Genomic DNA, 21,144 nt, shown 5'->3' with positions numbered 1-21,144 from the left:
GGGGATAGATAAAGGCCGACGATATCGCGCACCTTGTCGACGAACAGCGGATCGCTCGACAGCTTGAATGTCTGGCTGCGGTGCGGCTGCAAGCCGAACGCCGACCACATCCGGCGGATCGTGGTGTGGGAAAAGCCGGTTTCCGCCGCCATCGAGCGGATCGACCAGTGCGTCGCGTCGGCTGGCGTCGTCCGCAGCGTCCGCTCGATCACGGCGGCAACCTGATCGTCGTTGATGGTGCGAGGACGGCCAGGTCGCGCTTCGTCAAGCAGGCCATCACAGCGATCCTTCAAAAACCGGCGACGCCACTTACCAACGGTATGTTCGTGAAGGCCGAGTTCGGCAGCTACGGACTTGCTTGGCAAGCCATCCGCACACCGCAGGATCGCACGGCATCGCTCAGATAGCGACCGGGCTACGCGATGACGACGAACTTGTCTCTCCAAGTACGCCCGCTCCTGCGCACTCAGCACTAACGGCGCGATCGGCCGGCCTCGCTCACCTGCATTCGCCACTCGCACTCTCCTCTGTAGAAATTCGAGCTATCAACTAATGTGACGAACTTGCGTTCCAGATGACTAGCCAGACATCGCGTCAGGTCCGAAAAGTGCCGCCGACGATCGCACGCTCTCAAGGTTTCATACCGAAGCTAGAGTAACAGCAGGGTCGCTTCCCGCTCGCGAGACGCTCAAACCAGTACTGCAGCGGTGAATCCTTCTAACGTCTCCAGATCACGCCCCGGTCCGGGGACCGCAACGAAGAAGGTGATTGGAAGAACCCAGCGTTTGCGACGATCCACATGCCACACCCACGGACAGGATCCGCATCGATAGGAATAAAGCGCAAAACACGGCCGCGGTTCAGTCCATCTGTTCTCGACTGAAGCGATCTTTGCCGGCGATGCTTGGCTCGCGTTGCCCATGCGCTGCTCGGAGATGCAAGCTCTTGGCCGGACTGGTCTCGGAGGCCTGTTCAGCTCGCCGCTCGTAGTCCCGGGCCAGAGCCCTAAGCCGTTCCGCGATCGCCTCGTCCGTCATGCTTCCGGCAACGCGATGCAACGTCCGCGCCGTGTCCATATATCCCTTGCTCAACATCATCGGCTCCGCCATCTCGCATCATCAAATCTGACATAGGGATGCGTCGCATGCTGCCGCGGTCACAAGATCGGGAGGTGAGCCGGGGTTTAGCTAGACCTCGCTACGAATGCCTCCGAACAACGTCCAACGTTCGCGTCGAATTCCTAAGCGATGGAAGACGATTGCCGCCGCGTGAGTACGCTCATGCGAGCGACTTGCCGTTTATGAACTCAATTTTAGTTTCGAAGCTTCGATTTTAATGGGTGGTCGCGCCGGTCTGCATACTTGATGATCGCTGCCGATTTACACACCCGTCGATCACGAGTTGAACACATGACCTCAAAAGACGAGCGCGTGCTTGTGCCCGCCGCACGTTACGATCCGGTCACGATTTGGCTGCACTGGGTCACGGCGTCACTCGTTCTGGCGCTGTGGATTTTTGGACAGACTGCCGATTGGTTTCCAAGACCAGATCGCGCGGCGATGTGGTCCGTGCATGTTCTACTCGGAGCCGCGCTCCTCTGTCTGCTACCGACGAGAGTTGTCTGGCGGATGCGGTTCGGCCGCACACTGGCGCCGGTTACTGGGGGGCTGCTTCATATAATATCGCAACTTACGCACTGGAGCCTTTATCTCCTCCTCGTTGCAGTGTTGCTGTTAGGTGCACTCGATGCATCTTATAGAGGCGTTACGCTATTCCGGATCTGGTTTGTCCCACAGTTCGGCACGCACGATCCTGCGCTTCTTCGCACCATCCAAGCCTGGCATGAAGTTGGTGCCAATACGACGATTGCAATCGCCGCAATGCATGCGGTTGCCGCACTCGTACATCAGTTTGGCTTCCGGGATCAGCTGCTGAGCCGCATGAAGCCGTGAGCCATCCTCGTGGAGAGCGCGGCGGGCACTTGATAGCACCGCCTTTCGCACCGCTGAAGGCGCAGGGACGGTACCGGCGCGGAGGAAAGCTGGTTCGTCGGCATGGGCGACTCGGTACGGCGATGGCCGCGCATCTCATCGCGGCTGCCGCGAACATTCATCAGACATTCCTCAGACTGCTTGGGCGGAGTGACGATGCGTAAGAGTGCTGCATTGATCGTATTGGGCGTCCTGATCCTCTATGGCGGGACGATCACCTACTTGGCCCACTTGGATCGTACCACCGCGCCATCGCTTTCCGATACATCTCCAACGCTGAAGGATCCGGCAGCCCTGGCCGCCTTTAATGCCATCAGGGACGCTCGTCGTGATTACTGTCACGCACCCGATACCAGGCTCCCGTTCTACTTTAGCTTACCGATAGCCAACCACATCATGAAGCGCGATCTCACGGAGGGACCGCGTCATTTCGGCATAGAATCCGTGTTGAAAGCGTTTGAGGATGGCAAGCCCCCGAGCGTGGAGCAGCTTTCTAGAATCGAGGAAGTGATCCGTCAGGATCGGATGCCGCCCACCGCATACCTATTGATGCATTGGGCGGATGCACGCCTCTCGGCTGATCAGCGAACTGCCATCCTAACCTGGATCGACGAAACGCGACGTGCGCACTACGCAACCCCGGAGGTCGCCGAAAAGTTCGCGGCTGAACCCATCCAGCCGATCCCAGAAAGTCTGCCGGGTGACGTGAATAAAGCAGCACTTGGGCGCCGGTTGTTCTTTGAGACGAAACTATCGGGTGACGGGACGCTGAGCTGCGCGAGCTGTCATCAGTTGAACCGTGGTGGCGTCGACCATCTCGTCACCGCGACGGGCATCAGCGGGCAAAAGGGACCAATCAATGTACCGACGGTATATAATTCAGTATTCAGCATTGCGCAGTTCTGGAATGGCAGGGCGGCGAGCCTAGCGGAGCAAGCGGCTGGCCCCATTATGAATCCCATCGAGATGGGACCGTTGAATTGGGACTCTGTCGCGGCCAAGCTTAGAGCCGATCCAACCTATATCGAGGCGTTCACGACAGCCTTTGGAAACGATGAGATCAGTCAGCGCACGATCACGGAGGCCATAGGCCAGTATGAGCGGACGTTGATTACGCCCGACAGTCGGTTCGACCAGTACTTAAAAGGTTCTCCAGATGCGATCACGGCACAAGAAAAGCGAGGCTACGCACTGTTCAAGAGTGTTGGCTGCTCCGGTTGTCATAGCGGCGTCGCGGTCGGTGGAGACGCATTCGAGATCATAGGGCTGTTCGGGCCTTACTTCGCAGACCGCAAGACCCCGCTGACCGACGCTGATGAAGGTAGGCGTTTGCTCACTCATGATCCGGCCGACAATCACCGCTTCAACGTTCCCAACCTCCGCAACGTTGCGCTGACCGCTCCTTATTTCCATGATGGAAGCGCCAAGACACTGGGGCAGGCCGTCAGCGAGATGGCGCGGTATCAGACGCCGAACTCCGATCTGTCGCAACAGAACGTCGCAGATATTGTCGCTTTTCTCAAGACACTCACAGGCAAGCTGCAGGGAATGCCCCTAGAACAGGTACCTGCGGAGCCTCCGCTCCGGCGGTGAGGCCCGCCGGCGCGAACAATTTCACCTTTGGAATCGTCATTGGCAGATGAAGGGACGGCTGGGGACCCCGATGGCGATCCCAAATGCGTATTTTAACTAGAGCCAGCAGCGTCTCGTTTCCAATGTCTATCCACTCGATGGAGAATGCGCAATTGCCATACGGCTTGATGGTATTCGAACGCGCTCAACCAGAATTTTAATTGTGAGGGCGCGGTCATCTCCTACGTAAACAGCATTCGCACCAACAAAGGAGATTGTCCTTGTGCGGATCGTCAACGACACACGGAGCCGATGACATGAGCGACCAGGGGCAGGCGACGTATACCACCAATCTTTTCGTGCATCAGTCGGACAACGACGTGTCGCTGGTGCAGGCAGGGCGCGACATCATCCAGTCAAGCTTCCGCGTGGCCGGGCCCGGCACACTGGAGATCACAGCCGGCCGCAACATCTACCAGGCCGACAAGGGCGAGTTCGTCAGCCTGGGACCGATCGCCGGCGTGCACCCGGCGGGCATGGCCGGCGCAGACGTGGCCGTGCTGGCTGGCGCCGGCTCCCACGGTCGGGGCTGGGCCGCGCTGGCCGCGCGTTACCTGGATGCCGCCAACCCGCGGCCACCCGCTGGCCGACCAGCCGGGCAAGGTGGCGCATACATACCAGGACGAACTGATCGACTGGCTCAAGGACCGCTACGGCTATGAGGCGGCCGACTTCGCCGATGCGCTGGCTTACTTCAACCGCCTCGCACCGGAGCAGGAGCGCATCTTCCTGCGCCGCGTGTACTTCGGCGAACTGAAGGCCGGCGGTCGTGAGTACAACGACGCCGATGGCCCCCGCTTCGGCAGCTACCTGCGCGGCCGCCAGGCTATCGCCAGGCTGTTCCCTGAGACGGATGCGCAGGGCAACACCATCGCCTACCGCGGCGACTTCACCATGTTCAGCACCGAGGTCTATAACAGCGACGGCGTGCTGACGGGTACGCGCGACAGCAGCATCCGCACCCTGGGTGGGGGCGATATTCAAATGCTGGCGCCGGGCGGGCGCATCCTGGTGGGCGCGGAAGGCATCACGCCCGGCGGCAACGCGGGGCTGCTGACACAGGGCGCGGGCAACATCCAGCTCTACTCACAAGGTAGCATTCTGCTGGGCCTGTCGCGCGTGATGACCACCTTCGGCGGCGACATCCAGGCGTGGTCGGCCGAGGGTGATATCAACGCCGGCCGCGGCGCTAAGACCACAGTCGTCTATACCCCGCCCAAACGGCTCTATGACGATTATGGTGACGTGACGTTGTCGCCGAATGTGCCAACTTCAGGCGCGGGTATCGCCACCCTGAACCCGATCCCCGAGGTACCGCCGGGCGACATCGACCTGATCGCGCCGCTCGGGACCATTGATGCGGGCGAAGCCGGCATTCGGGTGTCCGGCAACGTCAATCTTGCGGCGCTGCAGATCATCAATGCCGCGAATATCCAAGTGCAGGGCTCCGCGACCGGCCTTCCGGCAGTGCAGGCGCCGCCAGTCGCAGCATTGGTCACCGGCAAAAACATGACCGCAGCGACGCAACAGGCTCAGCCGGCCGCGCCTAATACTAACGATCCTCCTTCGATCATCATGGTCGAATTCCTGGGCTTCGGCGGCAGCGGCGAAACGCCGGAGGGTGAAGCGCCCAATCGTCGCTCCAGTCCCGAGCAGCGCTCGTACAATACAGATAGTCGCCTTCAAGTGATCGGTCTTGGCCGATTGACCAACGAGGACCGATGACGAGCGGCGCAATCTCGCCGGACAATGAGTGATATGGAAAGACCTACGTGGGAAGGCCGCCTCGTCGAGGTAGTGTCGCAGCTTCGACGCAGGCGTTACGCGGCAGCGTTTGAAGGATCCGCTACAGCTCGCTAAAGGCGGTTCACGGATTTATTGAATCGGAAGGGATTCCGGATTTGGGGCGAATATGGTTCAAGATGCTGGCTGGACTGGAGGCCAGCATCCGATGGTCCGACCGATTTCCGATGATCTGCGTAAGCGTGCGGTTGCGGCAGTTGCAAAGGGCGAGAGCTGCCGCTCGGCGGCGTCGCGGTTTGGGGTTGCGGTGTCGTCAGTTGTGAAGTGGTCGCAACGTTATCGAGCGACCGGCTCGGTAGCGCCCGGGAAGATGGGCGGCCATCGCAAACCCGTCCTTGAGCCGCATCGCGCCTTCATCAAGGAACGGATCAGTCAGACGCCGCATTTGACGCTTCACGCCCTAAAGGACGAAATGGTTGCGCGCGGGATCAAGGTTTCCCACAATGCGGTTTGGCTGTTTCTGCGTCGCGAAGGGCTGCGGTTCAAAAAAGCGTCGCTCACCCTCGAGCGAGCTCGCTCAGACATCGCGCGTAGACGCCAGCGCTGGCGTTCATGGCAGGCCAACCTCGATCCCCGACGCCTGGTCTTTATCGACGAGACCTGGATTAAGACCAACATGGCCCCACGGCGCGGATGGGGGCCAAAAGGCGAGCGGGTGCGGAGCTTCACGCCACATGGTCATTGGCGGACGCTGACATTCCTTGGCGCCTTGCGCTGCGACCGTCTCACCGCGCCGTGCCTTTTCGACGGCCCAATCAACGGCGAATGCTTCCGCGCCTATGTCCAGCAGGTTCTCGTTCCGCAGCTTCAGCCTGGCGACATCGTCATCATGGACAATCTCGGCAGCCACAAGTCGGCTGCCCTGCGCAGCTTGATCAAAGCCGCCGGCGCGAGGCTCTGGTACCTGACGCCATACTCCCCCGACCTCAATCCGATCGAACAGACCTTCGCCAAGATCAAGCACTGGATGCGCGCCGCCCAGAAGCGCACCATCGACGACATTTGCCGCCATATCGGCGGCTCATCACAACCATCCAGCCCAACGAATGCAGCAACTACTTCGAAAACGCCGGATGCGCTTCTATCAAAACGTGAAACGCTTTCCTCCCTCTCTAGCCGAAGGCCGATCCATCAGGCGCTGCATCGTCGATGGTGGCTCCTTGGGCGGCCGTTCTGAAGGGTACTTTTGGGTTTGAAACGTACTTCATGCTTTGAAGCAGCTTGGCAACCCACTGATATCGCAACAAATGCGACTGCCCTCCGAGCGCACCATAAACCCACCTCTGACGGAGGCGGCTTGGGAAGAGAAATTACCGTAACGCGCCCAAGTCAGCTCCTTCGAGACTCTTGCTCTTAGCGCCATCCACTATGGTTCTGCAGCTTGCCGCACAGCGACGCTCGTAAGTTCGCCATTCGTGAGCGTTTGCATCCAAGCCAGCGACTAACATGGTTCGCGCGAACTTATCCTCGGCAACAATTTTCGTGCGGAATTGCTTACGCGCGAGGCTCGGTCGTCGGATCACCTGTGGAACAGAGGTATAGTGGTGTTCCGATCTGTTTTGAGCTTCGGGTACTTCCGACTTAATCCGCTTCATCGCTCGGGCCCCAACAGAACAGCGCCGCAGCTTTTGCTGGTTTAGTGTTCTTGGACAAGCAAAGTCGCGAATTAACGTTGGGCGGCTCGGTTAACGTCGAGAGCGCTTGCGCGACTCCGTAGTTTCACGGGAGGGAATCCGCTGTGGGAAGCACCGCATGTTCATGGCGAACTGCTCAAGCTTGGGTTCGAGGTCGCGCAATCAAGCGTTGCCAAGTACATGGTCAAGCGGCAAGGACCGCCCAGCCAGGGTTGGCGGACCTTCTTGCATAACCACGCCCCAGACAAACGATGCGGCGATGAGCGCCAAACTTATCAGGACAGTATTTCGGCCTCTGGAGGACAACCGGACAAAACCTTTGCAGCCACCAATTCCGAGTCTGGCCTGGCCCTGGCTATGTGAAAACGCTGTGCGGCTGTTATGCTTCTCCCGTGATTCTGGGGGGAATTGATGAGGCCCTTCGTTGAAGAGGCGGATCGTGGGCAATGGACGTTATTGCCCGCATGCCTCGATGATTTCATTGACGAGACCAACGCTGCTCGCGTGATCGACGTGTTTGCCTAAGCACATCTCGCTTCGTCGCTGGTCGACTTCTGTCATAACATCTATTTTCGGAGTTGAGATTCCTACCTGCTGCTTCTGTGGCTGGAGGGAAAGCATCTAGATTGACTCACCGCACTGCTTCTAAGCCCGACGCGGACATTCTGCTTTCGGGCGTACCAAATGCCGGAGCTGTCCGACAGCATCAAGTTTATTTTCAGCGGCCAGTCGGGACGCTTCGGCCTGGTCTGCATCTGCTTGACCGGTATCGCCTTTCGCCCGCCATGCCGTTGCTCGATTCCCATAGGCTGGAGCGTAGCAGCCGCGCCTTGGTTTGGAGCGAAATGTGCGGCTCGTCTCGGCCAGATGGTCGGCCCGCGCTAAACCTCAACCTTGGCTATCCGACGCTGCTCCGATCGCAATTCTCCCAAAGCTTATTTGGCAAAGGCAAGGTCAGGCCCGATCGGAATCCTGGCGTGCTTTTAGACGAGTCTTGGTTAAGCAAAACTCAAATTATTCCTCGTCGAAGCCAGCACCCGACTGGAATATCGTTAAAAAAAGATTAATCTACAACTCCTGGGTGCCATGTGACAGTTCGCGATGTACCTCTCTCGCCGAAACTTTATGCAAGGAATCATTTTGGGCGGAGCGGCGTTGGGCGCGGTCGGCGCGGCCCAAAGCGGGCGTCCGTTGTTGCCGCTTCCCCATATGGCCGATGTTTCAGGTTTGGCGCCCCCGCCTGCGGTATTGAACTCGCAATTTTTGGCTTTAGCCAAGCTGTTTCCCTCCTTGGTAGATCCCGACGCCGAAGAGGGGCCTCTCATCATCAATACGCGCGCCCGCAAAGACTCTTTCGCCGGATACAACCGCCTAGGCGATCCCGGCAATTCCATCTTCCTGAAGGATGCCGGGGCCCGCGCTATCATTCCCTGGACCCCCATATTTGCGCGGGAAAACCACCTCTTACAGTTGCCACTGTCGGTGACGCGACAAATCGATTGCGCTGAACTCTTGGTGGTGAATGAGAGCAGTGCGCACTATCCCGTTTTTGGTAACAAGGCACGCAAGTACGAATTTCTGTTGCCAAACTTGAAGTGGTCCGGCTCTCAGCACCTTGGGACCATCGGTGCGGTTTCCAGCAATCACGCGTTGCAATTTGCTCTCGCTAACCGCATGGCTGATTTGACCGGTGACGGACAGCCGCTGAACTGCGCCCTTGATTTGGTGCTTTTTGAGGTGCCGGGAGCCGCTACGGACATGGCGAGGCTGGCCATTTTGCAGAGCCTTGTTCAGCGCGTTGCCATAACCAAGAACGACGTCGAATTGGTGGGCGAGGCGGCTTACGAATTTGCAAGGCACTGGCTGCATCCGGACACGGATTCGGTTGTTCCGCCAGGCGGTTCGAACGAATTAAGCGTGTTGGGGCATATGAATGCGGTCGCCGAGTTGGCGCAGTGGCTCGACGCCGCTCAGGCATGGGAAACGCCGCCCGATGTGATCTTTGTTCCCATGGGCAGCGGTTCGACTGTGCTCGGCCTGCTCTTCGGCGTCCACCTGATGGGATGGCAAACCAAGGTGGTAGGGGTGGCCGATCAGGACAAACCTTATTTGACGCGATGGTTGGTCAATCGGCAGCCCTCTCTGCCCTTTGTGGAGGGAAACGTCACCCAGCTCGCCCGCAGCACGGCGGCTTGGCTGCAAAAGATCCGCTTTCCAGGCATTTCGCCCAACACTCTTCGTCGTGTGCGGGAGGAAATTTTTGTCCCGGATTCTAACAGCTGGGGTCCTGGCTACGGTTTGGTCGAAAGCGTCGATACCGCGTGGGCGGAGGAATTGAAGGAGGCAGGGCTCAATCTCGATCCGGTATTTACGTTGAAGGCTTGGCGGTCGCTGCTCGCCTTGTCTCGAACTGGGACACTGAATAACAAGAAGGTCTTGTTTTGGAACACCTACAACAGCTTTGAACATACGCCGCCTCTCTTATCCGGTTTAGGCTAGTGTGATGCGTAGTCACAAAGCGGTAATCTTCTATTTGTCGGCTGTTCTCCTTCTGTCGTTGGCGTATTTTGCGTCGCCCATGTCGAGCGAAGGAGCCTCGCAGCTGTTCCCGGGCTTGTGGACAATGGCAGAAGCGAATCCGCTCGCAACAGCTTTGACGTTTCTCCTTGCATCAGCCGCGCTTGCCTTTCTGGCGTTTCCTTCCATGCCCATGGTTTACCTGGCGGCAGGCTTTTACATGGATGGATTCGCCGGAGGTGCAACGGTGTTGCTCGGCAGTACCTTTGGCGGTTTGAGCGCGTTTTTGTTTTACCGGAAGCAGATTCAGCAACGTCTCAGCGCTCGCTTAGATCACTACTCCGCTGTCAAGATTTGGCTGACTTTGCTCGGACTACGCCTCTCGCCACTCGTGCCAGCGCCATTGGCGAACTTCTTTGCTGCAGTCTTTCGTGTCTCACCTCTCCAATACCTGACAACGAGTGTGTTAGGCAGTGCGCCGCTCGTGCTGCTTTATGCGCAGATAGGACAGCAAGGGCACCAATACTTGTCTCGCGTAACTCCTCATTGGCACGAATTTTCAGGATACGTCGTCATATTAACCTTAAGTACGTTGTTGAGCGCGATCGGTCCTTGGAGGTCGGTGCTGAACGAACTCAAGAACCTGAGGGATTCGCTTCCACTACAGCCAGCGACGAGCCCGTAATCCATCGCCGCCAAGCCAGCGTTTGGTGGCCAAATTGGATTGCACTTAACTGTTTTTCGCTATCTTTTCTTAATGCCGAACTTTTAGGGTGCATTTTTATCGCTGTAGAAGCAAAGTGCACCTTCATGTTCTCGAAGCGTTTCGTGCTTGGGTCGCTCAGCGGCGCAATGGCTTGTTTGTTTGTGGCCTCTAGCTGGGCAGCTGATCTCGCGGAGATCAAGAAGCGCGGCGAAATTCGCCATATCGGTATCCGCTACGCTAATTTCGTTACCGGCGCTGGTGACGGTTTCGACGTGGAATTGATGCAGGGCTTCGCTAAACGGATCGGCGTATCTTACAAGCTTGTCTACTCAGATTTTTATTCGGTGATCCGCGATCTGCTCGGCAAAGATGCCGTGCGCAAAAATGGCGAGGTGGCGCTGACGGGCGACTATCCCATCAAGGGGGACGTGATTTCGAGCGGTTTCACCATACTGCCGTGGCGAGAGGCCGTTCTCCTATATTCCGATCCGACCCTTCCCTCCCAGGTTTTGTTAGTGGCGCCAGCCGAGTCTGATCTAAAGCCAATCGAGGGTAGCGCCGATCTCGAGGCAGATATCGCCGAGACGCGGAAAGCCATCGGCTCCAGGAGCGTGCTCGTCATGGAGCGCACCTGCTTGGACCCAGCCAATTACGACCTGGTCAATGTCGGTATCGACCTGAAGGCCTACAATAAGAGTTCGAACCTCAACGAGATGGTGCCGGCTATGCTCAACAGGGAAGCTGAGCTGACGCTGCTTGACGTGCCAGACGCCATTCTCGATTTGCGAAAATGGGCTGGCAGGATCAAGATTCTAGGGCCGATCTCCGGCCCGCAGATGTTGGCAACTGCCTTTCCAAAAGATGCGACGGCTTTGCGCGATGAATTCAATGCCTATTTGAGGGACCTCAAAGCTTCCGGCGCCTATGACCGGCTCGTGAACAAATACTATCCCGGCATCCGCCGCTTCTTTCCGGAATTTTATGCAAAGACGAATTGATGCAGCCTTGGCTGGCCAATTTTAGTCGATTCCTGGCTCTGCGCTGGCCATTCATAGCAGCTGCGGCCTTTCTGTCGTCAATATTGTTTCTGATTGTCAATCTCTACACATCGCAAGTGGAATTACGTCAGAACGCCGATGCGCGTTTTCTATCAATCGGTGAAGCGCGGACCAGCCAGATTGGGGAATTTTTGACCGAGCGCCGGCAGGCCGTCGCGCGGCTCGCCGCCAGTGAGGACATCTCCAATTATTTCAGCAACCTCGATCTCGGGATGTCCGTCAAGTATGGACTCTTTGCTAATCTGGCTGCAATCGAGGGTCGTTTCCAGACTACCTTGGATGAAGATAAATATCGCGGCCAACCCTGCTACTTGCGCCTGACTTTCTTCGACAACAACGGCGTGACGCAAGCTGATGTCGGCGCATCCGGCGTGGCAACGCTCTCTCCCGTTTTGAATCTCGTCGAGCCGAATGTTCAGATCGACGAGAAGCGCCGTTTGCTTGTAGCCAGTGCGCCGGTGTTGCAGAAGGGCGGGGTACGGGGAACAGTGCAGAGTATAAGCGACCTCAATCTGCTTGCATCATTAGTAACTAGCAACGATCTGGGACAGCCCCATGAATTCCTGTTGGCCGATGACGGCGAGGTGTTATTCCCGGTCGAGCTGGGACACTCGCCTGTTGCTACCAGTGGCGCCGCGCTCGCCGCTCTGCCGGCTGGCCGCATTCAGGCTCTATCAGTTGTCCTGGCTCCCGGGCTGAAGGGATATTTTGCGCTGCGCCTGCCGCTTCGAGGCACACGGCTTTCCGTCCTGCGTCTGGCGAGCGAAGTAGAACTTTACGGCAGTACACTTTCGCCGACCTCTGTACTCTGTCTGGGTCTCCTCGCTATCGCGCTGTTCGTGTTGGCTATCGGCTTCGAACGAATGCGTCAGAATTCGGCGCGGCTGCAAATTAAGTTCGTTGAATCCAATCGTCACAGAGCGGAGTTGGCCGAACATAACCTTGCACTCTCGCAAGAGATTAAGCGTCGCGAAGCGATTGAGATCGACCTGCAACAGCAGAGCGATGCGCTTGACAAGACAAATGCTGAATTGCGCATCGCCGCTGCCGCCTTCAATGCTCAAGAGGGAATGATTGTCACCGATACCAAGGGCGTGATCTTGAGTGCCAACCGCGCTTTCGTCACCTTGACTGGTTATGCGATGGAAGAGTTGGTTGGACAAACGGCGCGTCTATTCCAGTCGCATCGTCGCAACGCTGAGTTTTACCAGAGCCTGTGGAACTCCCTTCAGAGCACCGGTAGCTGGCAGGGCGATATGAGTATCAGGACGAAGAGCGGAGAACATTGCGCGCGCTGGCTGACGATATCCGCCGTGAAAAACGAGGCAGGGGAAGTTACCAATTACATCGGCTCTTATTATGACATTTCCAAACTCAAGCACGCTGAGGAAAAGATCCAGGAATTAGCTTTTTTCGATCAACTTACAGGCTTGCCGAACCGTGTCTTACTGATCGACCGCGTTCGTCAGGCGCTCAATGCCAATACTCGCCATAAATCCTACGGCGCTGTGCTCTTCATTGATCTTGATAATTTTAAGACTCTGAACGACTCGCTTGGCCACGACATGGGCGATCTCCTGCTGAAAGCGGCGGCTCAGCGCATCGCTCGATGTGTAAGGGCAGAAGATACAGTTGCCCGCTTCGGCGGCGATGAATTTGTGGTTCTTCTTGCCAATCTCGGTACTCAAAAGGCAAAAACCGCTGCTTTGCAAGCAGAGGCAATTGGAGAAAAGATTGTTGCTGCCTTCACTGATACCTTTCGCCTTCACGCATATGAATATCCCTGCACGCCCAGCATCGGTGTGACCCTATTTTCTCCCAAGGATAACAACGTCGACGAACTGCTAAAAAGGGCAGATCTAGCGATGTATGACGCAAAAAACGCTGGCCGGAATGGCCTCCGGTTCTTTGATCCCGTTATGCAGACTATGATTTCGGCGCGAGCTGCCCTTGAGACCGATCTGCGAGAAGATTTAAAAAGCGAAGCGTTTCTGCTGCATTATCAGCCACAGGTCGATCACGGAGGAAGGCTATTGGGCGCGGAGGCGCTGGCCCGCTGGCCACATGCGCAGAAAGGCATGGTTTCTCCAAGCGAATTCATTCCGGCGGCGGAGAGCGCAGGTCTTATCCTGCCGCTCGGCGCTTTGATGCTCAAAATCGCTTGCCGGCAGCTAGCTAGCTGGTCGTCAGATCCTGCAACCGAGCACTTAAGTGTTGCGATAAATGTCAGCGCACTGCAGATGCGCCAGAAGAACTTCGTCGATCAAATTCGTACGATCATCGAGCAAACCGGTGCTAATCCTCGCCGCCTAAAAATTGAACTTACCGAAAGCACACTAGTCAGCAATGTCGACGACGTAATAGCCAAGATGGATAGGTTGAAAGCAATCGGTATCAGCTTTAGCCTCGATGATTTCGGAACCGGCTATTCGTCCCTCTCATACCTAAAGCGTCTTCCTATCGATCAGCTCAAGATTGATCGCAGCTTTGTCAAGGATGTCTTAGTCGATCCTAATAGTGCCGCGATAGCCAAGATGATCATCGCACTTAGCAGAAGTCTTGGTCTTTCCGTCATCGCCGAGGGCGTGGAAACGGAAGAGCAATATACCTTCTTAGCGCGGTACGGGCGGCTCAATTACCAAGGCTATTTGTTTGGCCGCCCTCTTCCGCCGGAGGATTTCGAAACGCTCGCGCGAGCTTTCTCGCCGCGTCAAGCTCCGAATCAAAAACCCGCTTCTGTCGATCGAACGTACGCATAGCCTATCACCTGCGCAAGCGTTCGATCTTCGTGATAGCTTACCTGATGTCTTCGCATCAGCTACCGCAATCGGCACCAAGGAATTGGTAACCCTCAATATCCCTAGCAGCACCGATGCGAAGCTGGGTGGTTCCGACAACTTGGCCTTACTAGATCCCGGAATATACGATCGGCCATTTGCCTTCGGGACTACCCGAGGCGATACCGTCGACAGACGTGGCGATGAATTTCAGATTCTCGATGCAGACGCGGGGCAAGATAGCGGCAACGGCAACGGCAAAGATAACTATCCTCACGGAGGATCAGGGTCCATCAACGCTCCAATCGATCATGGCGGTTTCAGAGCGGCAACCGCAACCGACGCGTCCGCGCATAGCGAGCATGGCACGATACAGGCGAGCGCGGGGAACGATTCCAATCGTGGGCAATCGCAACGTGATTTGCACGCCACTGAAGGCGGCTCCGCAGCCGCCGAGAAGCATGCCAAGCACGACCCACCGGGACACGATTCCAATCGTGGGCAATCGCGGCGCGATTTACACGTTTCTGAAGCGGCTCCGCAGCTACCGAGAAGCATGCCAAGCACGATCCACCGGGACACGACTCCAATCACGCGCAATCGCAGCGCGATTTACACGTTTCTGAAGACGGCTCCGCAGCTGCCGAGCAGCATGCCAAGCATGACGCGACACCGGAGAATGAGGCCAATCGCGGCCAATCGCAGCGTGACTTCCACGCGGTGCCTGTAAACGCTGCTAACAACCTACACTCAGGGTCGAGCCTGAACGCCGGAGGCAAGGACCAACCTACCGATGACGCTGGTCAGGCAGAAACGGCAGCTGCGCCGGCGTTTGGAGGTTCGTTTCATTTCAAGAAGGAAATGGGAGCTTCCAAGGCCTCAGATGTCTTTGAGCTACATCTAGGCCACGCACCGGATTCGACAGAACATGGCCTGCACACTGCCGGACGTGACGGACGGGCGCCGACCAGGATGCAGACCTGGTTGGCCTTTCACTCGCCGAGCAAAACGAGCACCATCTGACGCACGATTTGTTCGTGTAGCCACCTATGGACTTGCGGGTCACGGTTGATTCATCCTTGCGAAGCTTCCGATGTTGCTTCCGAACCAGAATCGCGCACAGTCCACATGTGTTTGTAGTCTACTTAGCGTCTCCCGGGCACATGCGCTTGGACACAAGCCTCTGCAGTCCCACGTCGTCCGGCCGCATCCGACACGCCTGCTGACGGCCCATCAGCGAAGTGGTTGCACCTGTAGTTGCGGTCCGCTTAGCGGGGCATTAGCGGACCAGATTTTCTCGCGCTGAGTTTTTCGCATTTTGGCCCGTCTGAGACCTTCCGGCCGACTCCGAATATGTCCGCTCGCTGGGCCTGACCGGAAATCATCGTAATGGGAACGAAAGGGCGCCTGTTGACCCTGGCTGTGCAAAAACGCGAAATATCGAAACGCGACGAGAATTACATTCTTCAGCTCGTTCTTTAAGTTCAGTGCCGTTGCGAGTTGGGGGGCTAAGATGCTCTTGGACATGGCGCATCAAGTGCTGAGCGTTTTCACACAGCCAAGACCCAAAGCGGACGACACTTACCTCTCCGGGAATAGCAGAGACAACTCGGCCCGCAATTGCCAGTTCGGCGCGCGATCCGGTCTAATTACGTTGTAATATGCGGAGATGTACGCACTCACCGGCTGATCGCCGAGCTTGAATATTCGACCAATGCCGCCGCCAATCGGTACGGTCCACCGCTGATCCGATGGCGCCAACCAGTCCGCGGTAATAACTGGTGAGCTCGTCAGAAACCACCCATGCGCCATGTTGTAGTTGACAAATGGCTGCGCGAGAAACGCATTCACATTAGGCCGCAATGGATTGCCGCCAACTGACCACTGGTTGTTGAGCAACACGCCGATCACCCAATGCCCCGGCGTGGTTAAGAAGACTGCCGTGGGACCGAGCAGTACTTTTCCCTGTCCAAGAAAGGATCAGTCGCTGACGGAATCGTAAAGACGGGACCGACGCCCCAGATCAGAGCGCCCGGATGAGTGGGTGACAAAAAGAACGATTGGGTAATGTCGCCAATACCATTCGTGTTGCTGTTAAAAAACGGGCTAGGTTGACTGATCACGGGCATGATCGTGCGCGAGATCAAATTCCACTCTGCGCTAAGATGCAGCGGCACCACTGGCTGAATGTTAACACCTCCTGGGTGCGGTTGAACGGCCCAGTATTGAAATTCGTGTTGCTCTGGAACGGAACGCTGACGAGATCGGCGATCGGGTTCTGCGATTTTTTGGCAAGGTCTTCATCTTCAGACGGTTCGGCAGAACGGCCTGTGTGTACCGAAAACCTTGTCTGGGTTGATAGCGTGATGGAATCGCCTAAGCTGACGGAATGATTGGGCTGCTGTGTTTCGTGCTGGCCGTCCTGGCCTCGCCATTCAAGTCGAAGTTGCGACTCGAAGCCGAGAACGCGGTGCTTCGACATCAGTTAATTGTTTTGCGGCGCCGGCTGCATGGTCGCGTCCAGCTCACGAATCATGATCGCTGGTTCCTTGTCCAGCTGTATCGCTGGTTTCCGTCGATCCTGCAGGTTCTCACCATCATCCGACCCGAGACGCTCATGCGTTGGCAGAGGGCTGGCTTTCACTGCTACTGGCGCTGGAAGTCGCGCCCACAGGGAGGCCGACCGCCGATCGACACCGAGTTGCGCGCGTTGATCCGGCGGATGAGCGTCGAAAATCCGCTTTGGGGCGCGCCACGCATCCATGGCGAACTGCTGAGGCTCGGGTTTGAGATCGCGCAGTCGAGCGTCGCCAAGTACATGGTCAGACGACGGGGGCCACCCAGCCAGGGATGGCGAACCTTCTTGCGTAACCACGCGTCGGATATTGCCGCCATGGACCTGTTCGTTGTTCCAACTATCGGTATCGACCTGCTCTATGCCTTCGTCGTCGTCCGACTGGATCGCAGACACCTCGTCTGGATCAACGTCACAGCAAATCCGACCGCAGAATGGGTTGCCCGTCAAATAACGGAGGCATTTCCCTGGGACGAGGCTCCGCGCTACCTCATCCGCGATCGCGACCGGATCTATGGCAGCGTTGTCACGCGACAATTGCGCGCCATGGGCATCCGGGACAAGCCCACCGCACCGGCTTCACCGTGGCAGAATGGCTTTGCCGAACGGCTGATCGGATCGATCCGGCGTGAGTGTTTGGAACACGTCATTGTCCTGGGCGAAGTGCACCTGCGTCGAATCCTGCGAGAGTATGCTCGCTATTACAACGACATCAGAACGCACCGTTCGTTGAACAAAGATGCTCCGATCGCGCGCCAGATTCAACGAACCGGAAGCATCAAATCACACGCCATCCTTGGTGGCCTTCACCACCATTACGCCCGAGCTTAAGTTTTCAGTACACACAAGGTCGGGTCAGTAGTTTTGTCGAACCAATATCCCCATCCCCGTACTCGCGCCTTCACTTCATTACTTGGCGCAAGTTCTCTCAGCCGCCAAGGCTGTTTGCGCTTCTGCCTGTGTCGGATGAGCCGTACCGATAACCTTCATTTCACCAGGGGCAGGCCGGGCAGTGACAACTTTACATTTCATCGTCGCGGGGTCTTGAGCCACGTAGAACGCGGAAGCGCCTGATGTGGGCGCTTGTCCGGTAGTTTTGTCCTGCTGCGCAAATGAAGGTGCCCCAAATGCGAGAATGGCGACCGTCGCTAAAAGAATTTTCATCATGGTGTCTACCTCCTAGCATTAGGACAGCGAGCAAATGGAGGCCGCCGATAAAGGTTCCAGTGATGAGCGATTTATTTTTCTACGACGTGCCGTTCGACTCCGAAGATGTTCTTTGGGCCGAGGGGTGCGGCTCAGCGACGGTTCACAATCAATTCGCAAATTGTCCGGCCGGCTTGCCACGCTTCACCATTTCCTGGGCGTAGGCGTAGAGCGCGTCATAGACGATCCATTCAGCGGCGTTGAGTGCATGATCGTCCTTGTAGCCGAGATGCCGGAAGCCTTCGGCTACCGCCTTCAGCCCGGGTCCCTCAGCTTGATGGTAAAGCGTATTGTCTGTGTCAGCGCCGTTCACGATTCTGCCGAGCAGCACCAGCGCGGCATCCCCCGTCAGTTCGTACTTCTTCAGGATCGCTTCGAAGGAGCATTCTTTGCCGTGGTGACCCAGCTCGACGTCCGTGACGTCGTAGGGAATGGCGTCGATCCGCTTCGCTTCGGCCATCACCTTATCCGCCGGCACAAAGATGAATTCGGCATCCGTGTCGACGAATTTCCTGATGAGCCAGGGGCAGGCCACGCGATCGACTTTGACGTGTTCCCGGGTAATCCACTTCATCTGGTGCTCCTGTTCGATTTTTAGCCTTGGTGAGTTATGAATCCGCCAAAACGAGAATTCCGTCGTGCGCGGGTGAGATGACGTAGAGCTGGTCCGGCGCGACCAGCGCCGTCGTGTGTGCTCCGACACCTGTTATCGTCTGGATAGCCATGCCGGTGCGCGGATCGATTGTTTCGATTAGTCCCGGGTCGCCAATCGCCACGTGGACGCGGCCAGTCGCTGGATTGAAAAAGGTCACATCCGGAGCGCCAGCGATCGGCCAGACATTGGTGACCTCGCCGGAGGTGCTATCGATCTCGACCAGAGCACCGTGGTCACAGGCGGCGTAGAGGCGGCCACGCGAATGGTCAATATCAAGACCATGGGCGCCACCTGATGGAAGCCTCCATTGCGCAATCGGGCTCAAATCGGGCAGCCTGGCAACCAGAACTATCGAAGGCTCGCGGATGCAGAGGAATACCCGTTTCGCCTCCGCATCGGTTACGCACCATCGCGGCCGGCCCGGCAGATCGATAGACACCTGCTTGAAGTCGTTCAGGCTGACAGCACGCAGCGTCGGAGTTTCCCGATCGTCGCCGATGCAGGCGACGATCCCAAGGGCCAGGCGCTTGATGATCGCAGCGCCGTTCGGCCGTGGGGCGGTCTTGAGCACGGTTTTGGTCTCGAAGGTCGCGGCGTCCAGCCAGGCGAGGCTAGCCGAGCCGCGGTTCGTAACGAGGATTTCACCGTCGTCGGCGACGGCGCCGGCTGCGCCTGGAAATCCCGGCAGCGTCGCTTCGTGTTTACTCGCATCCTGATCGATCACTTCGACGGTGTTGCGCGCGGTATGCGCGATGAAGACGCGCCGGGTCTTGAGGTCGAATGCGGCGTGGTCGAAGGCGCTGTCCGCGGCACCCGGTATCTTGATGACGCCAAGGCTCTTCAGGGGCATGGCGACCTCACGTCGCGACGCCGCCGAGAGCGGGAAATCCGTCTGATAGATCGAATGAGAACTCCGTCCACGTGCAATCTCCTCGAAAATCGAGCGTTGCACAGAGCTTGGACGGTTTGGGCCGTCTGCCGGGGAGTCTGCATTTCCCCGTAGCTTCAAATTAGTCCTTGCAGGAGTTTCGGGCAAGGCTGGCTCTGCAAGGTCAGTATTTTGGGCGGTGCGATTTCGCCCACTCGCGGGCATGCGGAATCGGTTCGCGCGGCGGCAGGATCGCGCGCAGCTTTCGCGTCGCCGGCAGGTTTTCCATGCGCTCGCGCCATCGGCAAAAGGCCGGATAGTTCGGGTACATGGCCTTGCCTTCTTCGGTCAAGCTGAATGCAAACGTGCTCGGCAGGAGGAAGAAGTCCGCAATCGTCAGTTCCGAACCAAGCAGGTAGTCCTGGCCATGAGCGAGTTCTCGCTCCACCACCGCGAGCGCCGTTTCGACCTTCGGCAGTGCATGCGCCACGACCTTTTCATCGGACGCAATCCCAAGTTCGGGAAAGACCAGGCGTTCGTGGGTCACATGGTAGATCATGTAAGGGTAGTAGTAGGAATTGACCGCGCCGATCCACTGGTTCATGCGCGCCCGCTGGCGGACATCCCGCGGCGTCAGCCGTGGTCCGTCAAACGCCTCGTCGACGTAGGAGGCGATCGCGCTGGTCTCGTAGACGATCAAGTCGTCGTGCTTCAGGATCGGAACGCGGTTGAATGGATGCAGCGCCAAATGCTCGCGCTGGCCCATGACGGGCTCAAGGTCGTGAAAGCCGTACGCCACGTCCTTGTGCGTCAGGATCAGGCGAACGATGTTGACATAGGTGCTTCGTGGGAAGCCATAGACAATCGGATCTCCCATCTTTTCCTCCCTTGTTTTCCTCCCTTGGCAGTCGCTATCGCCAAAAGGGTTTGGCTGCTTCCTCCAGGGCCTGTTCGCGGGTCAGGCCGATGTCTGCGAGCAGGTGTTTATGTTCGGAAAGCTCGCGGAGCGCCCCGCGCAGCCTGCGCCGGGCCGCCCAGGCTGACCATCCGCGCCATCCAATAGCCGGGCCAGGTCCGGAATCTGATTGATGAAGTCGGATGGGAGGGGCGTCCGACGGAATGAACGGAAACGAGAAGGCATCCGTGATCAAGGTTGACATCGACAAGCTCCAAATCTCATGAAATGCTGCGTTGGAGCTTTCCCATAAGGTCGGCGGGCCGTTATCCGCAAAGCATCCTTTTTCTGGCCGGCCCTAGTTTTTCTCATGAAGTCCTTGCGATGCGTCCACGCTTGCCGCCCTTGAATGCGCTGAAGGCTTTCGAAGCCGCCGCGCGGCATGAAAGCTTTACCCGCGCGGCCGAGGAGCTTTGCGTCACACAGGGGGCGGTGAGCCATCAGGTCAAGGCGCTGGAAGCCGAGCTTGCGATCAAGCTGTTCAATCGCGAGCGCCAGCGCCTGATCATCACCGAGGCAGGAAAGGACTATCTCACCATCGTGCGCGATGCGCTGGACCGCATTGCGGTTGGCACCGAGCGGCTTCTGCAGCGGCAGAACGCCGGCGTCCTTACCGTCAGCACCTCGCCGGACTTCGCCGCCAAATGGCTCGTTCACCGGCTGGGCCTTTTTGCCGAAGCCCACCCCGGAATCGACCTTCGCGTTTCCGCAACGCTTCATCACGTCGACTTCGCGCGAGAGGAAGTCGACCTTGCGGTGCGCCATGG

Annotated in this window: 19 protein-coding genes; 11 read left to right on the top strand and 8 right to left on the bottom strand. The window is 57.6% G+C overall.

Annotated elements, in window-relative coordinates; genetic code table 11:
- On the bottom strand, positions 1–515 hold a 515-nt coding region (locus ACZXDY_RS39675), incomplete at its 3' end, for an IS630 family transposase (RefSeq protein WP_464349247.1).
- Between the two features lie 345 nt (positions 516–860).
- Entirely contained in the window at positions 861–1,109 is a 249-nt protein-coding gene (locus ACZXDY_RS39670; protein WP_464349246.1) for a hypothetical protein, read from the bottom strand.
- 300 nt (positions 1,110–1,409) lie between these two features.
- On the opposite strand from ACZXDY_RS39670, the gene ACZXDY_RS39665 reads away from it, so the two are divergent.
- The 9 genes from ACZXDY_RS39665 (at position 1,410) to ACZXDY_RS39625 (ending at position 14,100) form a co-directional block, all read left to right on the top strand.
- Positions 1,410–1,952 (top strand): cytochrome b, encoded by a 543-nt coding sequence (locus ACZXDY_RS39665; protein WP_464349245.1) that lies wholly within the window; start codon positions 1,410–1,412, stop codon positions 1,950–1,952.
- 195 nt (positions 1,953–2,147) lie between these two features.
- A complete protein-coding gene (locus ACZXDY_RS39660; protein WP_464349244.1) occupies positions 2,148–3,584 on the top strand; it encodes a cytochrome-c peroxidase in 1,437 nt (478 codons plus the stop codon).
- A gap of 260 nt (positions 3,585–3,844) precedes the next feature.
- On the top strand, positions 3,845–4,285 hold the full coding sequence (locus ACZXDY_RS39655; protein ID WP_464349243.1) for a hypothetical protein: 441 nt from the start codon (positions 3,845–3,847) through the stop codon (positions 4,283–4,285).
- Positions 4,227–5,348, top strand: a complete 1,122-nt coding sequence (locus tag ACZXDY_RS39650; protein ID WP_464349242.1) for a filamentous hemagglutinin family protein — start codon at positions 4,227–4,229, stop codon at positions 5,346–5,348. The genes ACZXDY_RS39655 and ACZXDY_RS39650 overlap by 59 nt, the downstream gene beginning before the upstream one ends.
- 226 nt (positions 5,349–5,574) lie before the next feature.
- Positions 5,575–6,521 (top strand): IS630 family transposase gene (locus ACZXDY_RS39645; RefSeq protein WP_464349241.1). Its coding sequence is split into 2 segments (ribosomal slippage): positions 5,575–6,445 and positions 6,445–6,521, totalling 948 coding nucleotides; the frame shifts between segments, so codons are not numbered across the junction.
- 1,664 nt (positions 6,522–8,185) lie between these two features.
- On the top strand, positions 8,186–9,559 hold the full coding sequence (locus ACZXDY_RS39640) for a pyridoxal-phosphate dependent enzyme (protein WP_464349240.1): 1,374 nt from the start codon (positions 8,186–8,188) through the stop codon (positions 9,557–9,559).
- 4 nt (positions 9,560–9,563) lie between these two features.
- Positions 9,564–10,262, top strand: a complete 699-nt coding sequence (locus tag ACZXDY_RS39635) for a VTT domain-containing protein (protein WP_464349239.1) — start codon at positions 9,564–9,566, stop codon at positions 10,260–10,262.
- A 125-nt stretch (positions 10,263–10,387) separates the two neighbouring features.
- Positions 10,388–11,281: a transporter substrate-binding domain-containing protein gene (locus ACZXDY_RS39630; protein ID WP_130224650.1), complete on the top strand. Its 894-nt coding sequence runs from the start codon at positions 10,388–10,390 to the stop codon at positions 11,279–11,281.
- Positions 11,281–14,100, top strand: a complete 2,820-nt coding sequence (locus ACZXDY_RS39625; protein ID WP_464349238.1) for a putative bifunctional diguanylate cyclase/phosphodiesterase — start codon at positions 11,281–11,283, stop codon at positions 14,098–14,100. The genes ACZXDY_RS39630 and ACZXDY_RS39625 overlap by 1 nt, the downstream gene beginning before the upstream one ends.
- Positions 14,101–15,699: 1,599 nt before the next feature.
- Here the strand turns inward: ACZXDY_RS39625 and ACZXDY_RS39620 are convergent.
- On the bottom strand, positions 15,700–16,020 hold the full coding sequence (locus ACZXDY_RS39620) for a hypothetical protein (RefSeq protein ID WP_464349237.1): 321 nt from the start codon (positions 16,018–16,020) through the stop codon (positions 15,700–15,702).
- A gap of 487 nt (positions 16,021–16,507) precedes the next feature.
- On the opposite strand from ACZXDY_RS39620, the gene ACZXDY_RS39615 reads away from it, so the two are divergent.
- A complete protein-coding gene (locus ACZXDY_RS39615) occupies positions 16,508–17,524 on the top strand; it encodes an integrase core domain-containing protein (protein WP_464349236.1) in 1,017 nt (338 codons plus the stop codon).
- 78 nt (positions 17,525–17,602) lie between these two features.
- Here ACZXDY_RS39615 and ACZXDY_RS39610 read toward each other — a convergent pair whose 3' ends face one another.
- The 5 genes from ACZXDY_RS39610 to ACZXDY_RS39590 all read right to left on the bottom strand — a co-directional run bounded on the left by ACZXDY_RS39610 (position 17,603) and on the right by ACZXDY_RS39590 (position 20,582).
- Positions 17,603–17,860: a hypothetical protein gene (locus ACZXDY_RS39610; RefSeq protein WP_464349235.1), complete on the bottom strand. Its 258-nt coding sequence runs from the start codon at positions 17,858–17,860 to the stop codon at positions 17,603–17,605.
- A gap of 148 nt (positions 17,861–18,008) precedes the next feature.
- Entirely contained in the window at positions 18,009–18,473 is a 465-nt protein-coding gene (locus ACZXDY_RS39605; RefSeq protein WP_464349234.1) for a chromate resistance protein ChrB domain-containing protein, read from the bottom strand.
- Between the two features lie 34 nt (positions 18,474–18,507).
- A complete protein-coding gene (locus tag ACZXDY_RS39600) occupies positions 18,508–19,404 on the bottom strand; it encodes a YncE family protein (RefSeq protein WP_464349233.1) in 897 nt (298 codons plus the stop codon).
- Positions 19,405–19,606: 202 nt separating this feature from the next.
- A complete protein-coding gene (locus ACZXDY_RS39595) occupies positions 19,607–20,299 on the bottom strand; it encodes a glutathione S-transferase family protein (RefSeq protein ID WP_463718962.1) in 693 nt (230 codons plus the stop codon).
- Between the two features lie 34 nt (positions 20,300–20,333).
- Positions 20,334–20,582 (bottom strand): DUF1127 domain-containing protein, encoded by a 249-nt coding sequence (locus ACZXDY_RS39590; RefSeq protein WP_463718961.1) that lies wholly within the window; start codon positions 20,580–20,582, stop codon positions 20,334–20,336.
- 119 nt (positions 20,583–20,701) lie between these two features.
- On the opposite strand from ACZXDY_RS39590, the gene ACZXDY_RS39585 reads away from it, so the two are divergent.
- The coding region (locus ACZXDY_RS39585; protein WP_464349232.1) for a LysR family transcriptional regulator at positions 20,702–21,144 on the top strand (443 nt) is incomplete at its 3' end.

This window comes from Bradyrhizobium sp. LeoB3, from assembly GCF_055456055.1.
This window is presented reverse-complemented; position numbering and strand designations above follow the sequence as displayed.